9 protein-coding genes and 1 pseudogene are annotated in these 10,163 nt (G+C 61.9%); 7 read left to right on the top strand and 3 right to left on the bottom strand.

Annotated features, from left to right (window positions below):
* Positions 1–483: 483 nt before the first annotated feature.
* Positions 484–960: a MarR family winged helix-turn-helix transcriptional regulator gene (locus B7R24_RS04680; protein WP_116419608.1), complete on the bottom strand. Its 477-nt coding sequence runs from the start codon at positions 958–960 to the stop codon at positions 484–486.
* Between the two features lie 478 nt (positions 961–1,438).
* Here B7R24_RS04680 and B7R24_RS17985 point away from each other — a divergent pair.
* Positions 1,439–1,761, top strand: a pseudogene (locus B7R24_RS17985) (transposase); the annotation flags it as partial.
* 179 nt (positions 1,762–1,940) lie between these two features.
* On the opposite strand, the gene B7R24_RS04665 reads toward B7R24_RS17985, so the two are convergent.
* Complete coding sequence (locus B7R24_RS04665) at positions 1,941–2,657, bottom strand: GntR family transcriptional regulator (protein WP_147303964.1); 717 nt, start codon at positions 2,655–2,657, stop codon at positions 1,941–1,943.
* 108 nt (positions 2,658–2,765) lie between these two features.
* Here B7R24_RS04665 and B7R24_RS04660 point away from each other — a divergent pair, with 108 nt between their 5' ends.
* The 6 genes from B7R24_RS04660 (at position 2,766) to B7R24_RS04640 (ending at position 9,154) form a co-directional block, all read left to right on the top strand.
* Positions 2,766–3,887, top strand: a complete 1,122-nt coding sequence (locus tag B7R24_RS04660; protein ID WP_116419611.1) for a DUF1989 domain-containing protein — start codon at positions 2,766–2,768, stop codon at positions 3,885–3,887.
* Positions 3,884–4,528 (top strand): flavin reductase family protein, encoded by a 645-nt coding sequence (locus tag B7R24_RS04655; RefSeq protein ID WP_116419625.1) that lies wholly within the window; start codon positions 3,884–3,886, stop codon positions 4,526–4,528. The genes B7R24_RS04660 and B7R24_RS04655 overlap by 4 nt, the downstream gene beginning before the upstream one ends.
* A 47-nt stretch (positions 4,529–4,575) precedes the next feature.
* Positions 4,576–5,757 carry an ABC transporter substrate-binding protein gene (locus tag B7R24_RS04650; RefSeq protein WP_172582708.1) on the top strand — a complete coding sequence of 394 codons (1,182 nt, stop codon included), beginning with the start codon at positions 4,576–4,578 and terminating at the stop codon, positions 5,755–5,757.
* 198 nt (positions 5,758–5,955) lie between these two features.
* Entirely contained in the window at positions 5,956–6,429 is a 474-nt protein-coding gene (locus B7R24_RS17270; RefSeq protein WP_147303963.1) for a transposase family protein, read from the top strand.
* A 194-nt stretch (positions 6,430–6,623) separates the two neighbouring features.
* Positions 6,624–7,997 carry an alpha/beta hydrolase gene (locus tag B7R24_RS04645; protein ID WP_147303962.1) on the top strand — a complete coding sequence of 458 codons (1,374 nt, stop codon included), beginning with the start codon at positions 6,624–6,626 and terminating at the stop codon, positions 7,995–7,997.
* 227 nt (positions 7,998–8,224) lie between these two features.
* Positions 8,225–9,154 carry a DUF4436 family protein gene (locus B7R24_RS04640; protein ID WP_116419613.1) on the top strand — a complete coding sequence of 310 codons (930 nt, stop codon included), beginning with the start codon at positions 8,225–8,227 and terminating at the stop codon, positions 9,152–9,154.
* On the opposite strand, the gene B7R24_RS04635 is transcribed toward B7R24_RS04640, so the two are convergent.
* Positions 9,114–9,617, bottom strand: coding sequence for a Pr6Pr family membrane protein (locus B7R24_RS04635; RefSeq protein WP_253259936.1), 504 nt, complete (start codon positions 9,615–9,617; stop codon positions 9,114–9,116). The two genes, B7R24_RS04640 and B7R24_RS04635, sit on opposite strands and share 41 nt — an antisense overlap.
* Between the last annotated feature and the right edge of the window lie 546 nt (positions 9,618–10,163).

The raw sequence follows: 10,163 nt of genomic DNA, 5'->3' as shown, positions 1-10,163 counted from the left end.
GCCTCACGGCGATACTCCGGCGTATAAGTCTTCCTCTTGCTTGTGCCCATCACGGACATCCTCCCCGACAGGCCCGCAAACACGCGAAACCCGCCTGGTCAGTGTCCGGAATTCGGGGTCAACCTCAGAACCCCCACCCGGCAACCACCCCATTGCCGAAAAAGGCACGGCACCCGATACGCGCTCCGCGGTCAGCTAGCCAATGCTCCGCCTGGGGTCCCGTTCCCGGAAAACGTCCGGGCGCTGGCTGCGGGTATTTACGCTTCGACTGCTGGTTTTTTTGAGCGGTCGTCGCGGAGGTGCCATCGGATCAGTGCGTATTGGCTATGTCAACTTGATTGAGGCCCGGGGTAACGGGGATTCGAGGTCAGCTTCAGCGAAGCCTTTCAATGCGCCGACAGTGGATATTCGCTCGGAAAGCTAGTAGGAACACCGCCGAACTCACTAACGCCTGACGCTCAGAGCACCCCTGGAAACTTGCCCTCATGAGCCGAGCGCTGAATCCGGTCGTGAGTTGGACGCCGCGATGACCCTGTGCAGCACCTCCCTGAGGCTCTCCAGCTCCGGCACCGACATGTCAAGCGAGCGGACAACCCTTGGGGGGATTGTGAGGGCGGTCGAGCGCAGAGAGCGCCCCGTCTCCGTCAAGGTGATATCGAGCATCCGTTCATCGCGGGCGCTTCGTTCTCTCCTTACGTACCCGATGATCTCGAGACGCTTCAGCAGGGGTGAGAGCGTGGCGGGCTCGAGGCTGAGAGTGTCGGCGATTTCCCGTACCGACCGTGGGCTCTGCTCCCAGAGCGCGAGCATGACGAGGTACTGCGGGTGCGTGAGCCGCATGGGCTCGAGAAAGGGGCGGTACAACCCGACGACGTTTCGGGCCGCGACAGCAAGGGCGAAGCAGACCTGATTCTCCACGGAGAGAATGTCTTCGCTCGCCGCTCTCTCCGGTTCGCGCATGAAGGGCCCTTCTCTCATTTAGCTAGTACACTAATCATATGGGTACGAACAAAAGGCGGCAACGCATTCACCCCCGGTCAAACGGTTTCGGAGCGTGGCTGAACGATCGGTTATTCCCGTATCTCGGACCACCCCCGCTCGGGCCGTTCGACACCGAATCTGCCGAGTCGAAAGCGCGAAGGGCGCAGGGCAGCAGTTGCCCGCTCTGTGGTCATCTCATGGCCTCACACACGATCGACCGGTCTGGCGAACGTACCCAGCTCTACTGCCCAACCCAGGGGACGAAAACTAGCTCCTGAACTGATCCCCGTAATCCCTCGGGTACTCATTTTGCCCCTGATCGAAGCAGGGACTGTCTCTTAAACGGTGTTTCTGGCCTGACGCGCTGAGCGAAAGTTTGGCGGGGAAGGTGCCGTGATGACGACGCTGGATGTTGTGAGTTCGAAGAAGAAGAAAAAAGGAGCCGACGGCGGAGGAGTTGGCCGCTGTTGAGCTGGTCCGGCTGGCCCAGGAGCAGGGCTTGTCGCTGACGGGTCCGAATGGGCTGTTTGAAGCAGTTCACGAAGACCGTGCTGGAAACGGCGCTGAACGAGGAGCTCACCGAGCACATCGAGCACGAGAAGCACCGCGCCCGATGGCCGTGTGGGCACGAACGTGCGTAACGGCAGCCGCCCGAAGACGGTGCTGACCGAGGCGACTAGAGAGGTCATGATCGAGGTTCCCAGGGATCGGGATGGCACGTTCGAACCGGTGATCGTGAAGAAACGCCAACGCCGTCTGACCGATCGGGAAAAACTGCTCCGTACGACGCACCTGAGTGAAATTCTTTACCGGACGACCCCTCGGGACGCCACTACAATTCGTGGGTCTCAAGCGCGGGTGCTCCGCGGCATAGGTCCAACCTCAGACACACCCGATCTTCTCCGACGCCAACGACGACGCCCTATACAACTAGCGCTGATCGCCACCGCACGACCTCGTCAAATGGGCCTTGAGTATCGGCTTAGAATCTCGGCCAGGCCGGCGCCGTCGGTGGGGTCTAAGTCGCTGAGCGCCCGGTCTTCGACCGACCGTATGTGCGCATCCACGATTTCGGAAGCGTCCGCTGCGTCGCCGCGTTTCAGCGCTTCGACAAGTTTGATGTGCTCATCGAGACTGTCCTGCTGCGGATGGGCCTGGCCGTATACAGCGAGGATCAGGGTTGTGCGGCCCACCACTTCGAAGACGTAGCGTCGCAGTAACGAGTTTCCTGCCATGTCGGCGAGCAGGATGTGGAATTCGGCCCCTAGCCGGACGGATAGTTTGTGGTTGCCTTGATCTGATGCGGTGCGTTCCGCCGCGATATGAGTCTCAAGCGCTCTGCCCAGGTCGGCGTTCCAGCGCCCGGCAACAAGGTGGGCGACCTCGCGTTCGAGGGCGCGCCGCAGCTCGAAGGCTTCACGGGCGTCGGCCTTGGTCGGCCGGGCGACGGTCGCGGACTTGGTCTTTCCGATGTCAACGAGCCCCTCGAGGGCGAGCTGGGCGAGCGCAGCCCTGACTAGTGTGCGACTGACGCCGAAGTGGGTGCCGAGGTCTTCTTCCGGGAGCTTGACCCCCGGCTTCAGCGCGTTCTCCATGATCGCTTCACGCAGCGCTGAGTACGCGGTCGCGCCGCGATTCGATCGCGCGCCACCCTCCGGTATTTCGACGTCGGTCACGGTCAGAGTCTACTCAGCGTCATAGCACGGTCAACGAACAATGTTCGTAACGTATGCGAAATATACTGTTTACGTATACCAAACGGGTCGGTGCTGCATACTGTTGGGATGGCATCCGTGACTTCGACCGTGACCGAGCAGGTCACCCTGCACCTCAATCAACAGCAGCAACAACTCCTCGCGCGGAGCGTCGCGGCCGGCGAGGCGGTCTCGCTAGCCGCGCTCGTCGCGCGCGCGGTCGCCGAGACAGCCACAAACTCACTCAGCTCCCTGCGGGTGCCGACGGTCTCAGCCAAGCCGCTACGGTGGCGCGACGCGATCGAGCCGGCAGACCGCTCAGAACGCGAACTGCTTGAGGAATTCGTTCTGCAGCCCGCGACCGGTAAAGCCGTCGAGGTGAAGGCCGGCGAGATCCTGCGCATCGAGCAGCTCGACGGCGCGCAGTGCGTCGACTTCAACTGCTTCAACCTGCACGACTACCGCGAGTTCTTCCACACCGGCCGCACCCGCACACTGCACGGCATCAACCCCGGCCCCGGCGACTTCCTCTGGTCGTCCCCGCCGCGGGAACGAGCAATGATGTACCTGCTTGAAGACACGGTTCACTGCAATGATGTGGTGTTTCCGCGGTGCAGCGCGAACCTCTACGAGTCAGCCTACGGCTACGAAACACACACGAACTGCGCCGACATCCAGGCCGAGGCGCAACGCGAATACGGCCTCACCCCCGATGACGTGCACGACTCGTTCAACTTCTTCATGAGCACTGCGATCCCGAACGGCCTCCCCGTGATCGACAGGCAGAGCTCGGTCGCCGGCGACTTCGTCGAGCTGCTGGCCGTGATTGACGTGCTCGCGGTGCCGAACGTCTGCGGCGCCGACATCATGAAGACAAGCAACTTCTCGATCAAACCCGTCAAAATCCAGCGATTCCGGGCCTCCGACATCGAACTCGACCGCGTCCCCGAGCTCACCACTTACGACACGCAGCGAACGGTTGCGCAGTTCCGGCAGCCCATCATCCGCACCGAGCGTGAGCTGACCCGCGACGCCGACTACGTTCCTCGATTTGCCAACGCGCCGATTGTCTACGAGGAGGTCGAGGTTGAGATCGATACCGAGACCTCCGCCCGGGTTGACGAGCTGTGGCGCCGCGACCTTTACACCGAGCGCGGCGACGCGCTCCGTGACATTGTCTTCGCGTGGTGGGCGGCGACGCACACCCCATGAGTTTCGACATCGATTTCGGTGAGCTCGGCGAGTACGAGCGATACAAACTGATGGCGAGCCTCATCGTTCCGCGGCCCATCGCGTTCGTGACAACGGTGGACGCCGGAGGTGTGACGAACGCGGCCCCGTTCAGTATGTTCTGCATGCTTGGTGAAGAACCCCCACTGTTGCTGATCAGCCTCAACAAGGTCACCGGCGGCGGACAGAAGGACACCGCGCAGAACATCGACCTGAACGGCGAGTTCGTCGTGCACATGGTCGACGAGGAACTTGCCCATGCCGCCGACCGCAGCAGCGAATCGTTACCCTACGGAACAAGCGAACTCGAACACCTTGGGCTCAGCACCACCGAGTCGAAGCTCGTCTCCCCACCCACGATTGTGGCCGCCCCGGTCGCCTTCGAATGCGTGCTGCACGAGAAGCTCGAAACGACGAGCCGGGAAATCTTCATCGGCCGCATCGTGTCGCTGCACACCCGGGACGACCTGATCGACACCAACACCTGGCGGGTCCGGCTCGCCAACTACTTTCCTGTCGCGCGTTTCGGCGCGAGCTTCTACACAACAACAAGAGACAGGTTCGCCCTCCCCCAAGGCGACACCTCGCCTGCCGTGTTGTCGACCGTGATCGACGAACTCTGACCTTTTTCGCCGTACCCAACCCAGCCCCATCAAGAAGGAGCCCCACTATGCGCACCACCCGCTCGCCCCTGCTGCGTGCATCCGCCGCGACCGCCGTTCTTCTCACCTCAGCCGCCCTACTCAGCGCCTGCTCCACAGCCGGCAGCACATCGAATGGGGCCGCCACCGTCACGGACGCCCCGATCGGCGCCGTCGACCTGTCAGGCGTCTGCCCGGCGAACATCGTCATACAAACCGACCGGAACCCCGAAGCCGAACAAGGCGACCTCTACCAACTGATCGGCCCCGACCCCGTACTTGATTCCAGCAAGAAGGCCGTCTCAGGACCGCTCTACGCCTCCGGCGCCTACACCGGAGTGAACGTCGAAGTGCGCTCGGGCGGACCGGCGATCGGATTCCAGACCGTCACCAGCCAACAGTACGCCGACCCCACCATCACCCTCGGCTACGCCAACACCGACGAAGCCGTACAACTCTCAGCCGACCAGCCCGTCACCGCCGTCTTCGCACCCTTCGAGGTCGGACCCCAGATCATCATGTGGGATCCCGCCACCTACCCGGACGTCAAGACAATCGCCGACCTCGGCAAGACCGACGCTGTCGTTCGTTACTTCGGTGGTTCGACCTATATGGACTACCTCACCGGCAGCGGCATCCTCAAAACAGCAAACGTCGACGGCAGCTACGACGGCACACCCGCCAACTTCGTCACCGCCGGCGGCAAAGACGGCCAGCAGGGCTTCGCGACCGTCGAACCCTACGTTTACCAGAACGAAGTACCCGCCTGGGGCAAGCCCGTCGCCTTCCAGCTGATCAACGACGCCGGATACCCGATCTACGCATCCGCCCTCTCGGTACGAACCGGTGACCTCGAAAAAATATCTCCCTGCCTCACCAAACTCGTGCCCGTACTGCAGCAGGCCACGGTCGACTACTACACCGATCCCACGGCAACCAACGACCTGATCGTCAAGGCAGTGTCGGAGTTCAACAACGGCTGGGTCTACACCGCCGGGGTCGCCAGCTACTCGGCCAAAGCCCAAGTCGATCTCGGCCTCGTCGCGAACGGCCCAGACAGCACCGTCGGCAACTTCGACCTCAACCGCGTACAGAAAATCATCGACATCACGACACCGCTCTTCACCACCCAAGGCAAGACCATTGCATTCAACCTCACGCCAGCGACTATCGCGACCAACGAATTTATCGACCCATCGATCGGATTCTGAGCACAGTCCCCACACCCGCAGCTCGACATGGAGGGGCCAAGAAACGATGTCTCGTGGCCCCTCCATTCGCGTTTTGGGCGGACGGGGTCGGGTCTGTAACGTTTCGGCTCTAGCGCACTGTGGGTGGTGATCCGCGGCTCGGTGGCGATCTCGGCGCGTCCTGACCCAGCTAGCCTGCCGTGCTGATCAGGATCGTTTATGACCGATACAAATCCCGTTGTGAAAGAACTTTTTTCAAGACTTGCAGCGCTGACCATCACCAGGGTCGAGGACGCCGGTGAGGTGATCGTCCTGCACACCACAACCCACGGTGACCCGGCTGAATGCCCAGCCCAGGGAACGCCGACCGCGACGGTGCATGCTTTTCATGAGCGGGCACCAGCAGACCTGCCGGTGGGCGGCCGACCCTCGATCCGTTGGGTCAAGGTCTGCAGGATGCGGTGCGGAATCGACAACTGCGCCGCGAAGACGTTCTGGAAGCAGGTCACCGGCCTGCTGGAACGCTACCAGCGGCACACGATCCGGCTGACCGCGCAACTACTCGTTGTGATCCCTGCAGTTCCATCGAGTTCCTCCTTCCACTGGAGTTACACCGTTGAACGTACAGACCCGCTCCTAACGGCAGCGGTGTGCGAACGAGTTTGTGAACAATCGTCCGGAGGACGTGATTGAGAACGGTTCTGGCTTGCGTGTTTTTGGTTTGATGCCGGATACTCGCGGTTGTGTATAAGCCTGTGAGTGTCCGGAGCGTTGCTGCTGCCGCCGTTGTTGTTGCTTTGTTGAGCGTGTCGGGGTGCTCGTTAGGCCAGCCGGGCCCCGAGGTCTCTCAGACGGGTCTTGCTCGCGGTGTCCAGGGGTTCGACGACGTGTATGACCAGACGATCGTGTGGGGTCAGTGCGCGCCGCTTGATGACTCAACGCAGGCCCTGCTCGATGCGGCTGGTCGGAACAGGGACGATCGTCGATGCGCTCAGGTGAGCATGCCGATGGATTGGGAGGACCCGGGCAACACGGAACGCATCACGGTCGCCGCGATCCGTTACGCGGCGACCGGATCCAACCGGCTGGGAAGTCTTCTGGTCAATCCCGGCGGCCCGGGTGCTGGGGGGCAGTCACTCGCGACCCGGATAGCTGCAGAGCCGCGCGCCAATAACATTTCCGCCTCCTACGACCTGGTCGGTTTTGACCCTCGAGGTATCGGCGAATCCTCTCCGCTGAACTGTGTCGCAGACGATCAGGACGTACCCGACAACGTTTTGTTCGCCCAGTGCCTTCGAGATAACCCCCTCGCCCACCACATGGGAACATCATCGGTCGCCAAAGACATGGACGCTCTACGGGTACTTGTCGGTGACGCGAAACTGAACTACCTCGGATACTCCTACGGCACAGCACTTGGTGCGACATATGCGACGTTGTTCCCCAGCCTTGTGGGGCGGATGGTTCTGGACAGTGCGATCGACGCGACCTGGGCTGGTCCCAGCAACGGGTTCGATCAAAACCAAGCCATCCGGACAGCGTCCGGGGAACTGGGAGCCAGTTGCGCGGTGAACAACCACACCGTTTTTGCGTGCGCGTGGACGGACGAGGATCAACTGACAGCATTGACTGACCGGTTGGCTAAGATGCCGTGGGTTGCAACGGATGGCACGGTAGTCGGTGACACGTTCGTGGATGGTTATGTGACCACCACGAACTACACGGTCAACGGGGCACGAGAACACCGCCTCGAATTGCTGGCGGGCGCTGCGGCGGGCGATCAGGCTTCCATCGACGCTATTGCGGCCGATAACGGGTCCTCGGTCGTGGGTTTGGAGGGATCCATCGTGAGTTGCTTCTCCCGCCCCATTCACCCAGACCTCCTCAGCTTCTACCAGCATGTCCTTGACGTGACCGGCGACAAGGAAAAAGCCGCCGAAGAGGTACAGGACCTCGGAACGAGATGCTCACTACTTGCCGAGGAAGGCACCGACATCACGGACACGTTCAACGCGGCGGGTTCAGACCCGATCCTCGTGATCGGGGTCACCGGGGATCATGCGACCCCGTACCCGGCCGCTATCAGCCTGGTAGCACAGCTCGGCACGGCACGCCTGCTCACGTTAGAGGCCAACCAGCACGGCTCGGCGTATCTGAAGCAGAACGCGGCATGCGTTGACGCACTGGTCGACAACTACCTACTGAACGGTCAACTCCCCGCACCAGAAACGGTCTGCCACCTCGACGCGGCCAAACCGTAGCAAGACACGACACGACACGACACGGAACCGTGACCGCTACAGGCCGAAACCCGCTTGCCAGCCAACCCTGAACAACACCGTCGCTGTGCCGCCGACAACGTAACCCAGAACCGGCCCACACGCTCCATGTGTGGGCCGCCCCTTCATCCCAGAGATTGGCCTCGTCCGTGACTACCTCCACCGTTCGGGGTGCCCCCTTTAGAGGGCGCCGACCATCGAAGCGGACAATGGTCGTTGCTGTGACTGCTGTTCTGGTTTACACGCTCGTTGCCGTGTTGTACGGGCTGAGCGGTCGGGTGCAGACAACCGGTGAGACACACACTCCCCCGCCAGGTGCTCTCACTATTGTCCTCACCCCCCAGACGGTGAACGCGGCAGGCGAGAGCATCACGATGACCCTCGAAATCGAGCCGTCGGATGCCTTGATGTCTGCCGGTGGGCTCGCCCTGTCTGACGACATCACCGTTCTCGTATCGCCCGTGCTCGCAAGCCAGAGCATTGACTTCCCTGCCGGGAAAATACCCCAAACACAAACCATCGTCGTGCAGACCCCGGGGATGATCGAGAACTGGCCAGCCGATACCTACCAGACCCAAATGTTGGTCACCGCCACACGAACCGTCAACGGTGCCGCCGTGCCGCTGAGCCCTGCGGTGATCTTCGACGGGCAAGTCCCCGGCTGGACCCTCACCGGGGTCACCCAGAACCTTCACGCCGAACAAAGCGCCACAGCCCTAGCGCTCGGCGCGGTCAGCGACGGATCCGGCTCCCTCACCTTGCCCGTCCTCGAGCTCACCGCGAAACGGTCCTGGAGCACCTTCGCGTTCGGTGTGCTGCTACTGGGGCTGATGATCGCGATAGCAGTCCTGGTCCTGCTCGTTGCGATCACGGTCTACCGTGGTCGCCGGAAAGTGGAACCTTCGTTCATGAGCTGGATCGGTGCGATGCTCTTCGCGACCATTCCCCTACGAAGCTTCCTCCCCGGAGCCCCACCGATCGGGTCCTGGATCGATTACCTCGTTGTCCTCTGGGTCATGATCGCTCTCGTGGTCGGCTTGGTCGTCTATGCCGCCGGCTGGGCACGGTGGGGAAGCCCCAGCATCCCGGTCACCCAGGTCAGCGAACCGCGGAAGGGAGACGCCGGTCAAGGGTTGTGAGGACCGCGGCGATCACCACGGCAACGACAAGCACCCCGGCAGAGTTTCGGAGCGCATCCGGATAGCCGATCGTGGTGACGTCCAGGAAGGGGTAGGGGTACCACCCCGACGCGGCGCCGTGGATGAACGTGTACACGAGCCACAGGAACGGCCACACGAACGCGAACCCGAATGTGCGCCACGAGACCCGTGGGCGGGGTCCGAAAATGAGCCACGCGAGCAGCGTCGCCCACGGAGAGATGTAGTGCAGGCCTATCGTTGCTGTCTCCGCCCACCCGGTGAGGTGCTGCAAGGGTGCGAGCACGATGTCGTACACCAGCCCTGTGATGATGATGCCCAGCATCGCGTCCAGACGTAGCACACGCCAGAACCCGCCATCACGCCCGACGTTCACGAACAGCGCCGTCGATGTGACAAGAACAAGAATGTTGCTCTGGATCGTGAAGTAGCTGAAAAATCGCACCAACCGTGTACCGACCGGGATCTCTCCAAGACTCGCCCCGGAATTAGCATCCTGCCCACCGGTGAACAACAGAGTCAGCTGAATGGCCAAAGCGGTCCCGACCACTAACGCGATTACCCCGAACACAACCCGGGCAGACATCCGAACGGTCTCGGTTGATCCCCGACCAGTCAGAGCCGTCATAGTCATCCCCCTCACACCCGTACGCCCCTCGGGGCGCGAGACGATCCTACCCACACCCCCACGTCAATTCCGCGAACCAAACACGCCGCAACGCGCCTCCACGATCGAAATGACGCTCCCCATCTGTTCGACCTCGCGAAGCCCACACGAAACCGCCAACGAACAGGCCCCACCCGCCCACAGAAACAACCTGTCAGCGACGGACCAGAATCGGTACCCGATCTTCGTGTTGACGCGGGACTGTTTCTTAAACGGTGTTTTCGGCCTAACGCGTCGGGCGTGAGTCTGGCGGGGAAGGTGCCGTGATGACGACACTTAATGTTGTGGCGACGAAGAAGAAGATTGATCAGGAGGGCCGGTCGG

It is taken from the genome of Subtercola boreus (genome assembly GCF_003399645.1).
Classification (GTDB): Bacteria; Actinomycetota; Actinomycetes; order Actinomycetales; family Microbacteriaceae; genus Subtercola; species Subtercola boreus_A.
The sequence above is the reverse complement of the archived record's forward strand: the minus strand, read 5'-3'. Positions and strand labels throughout refer to the sequence as shown.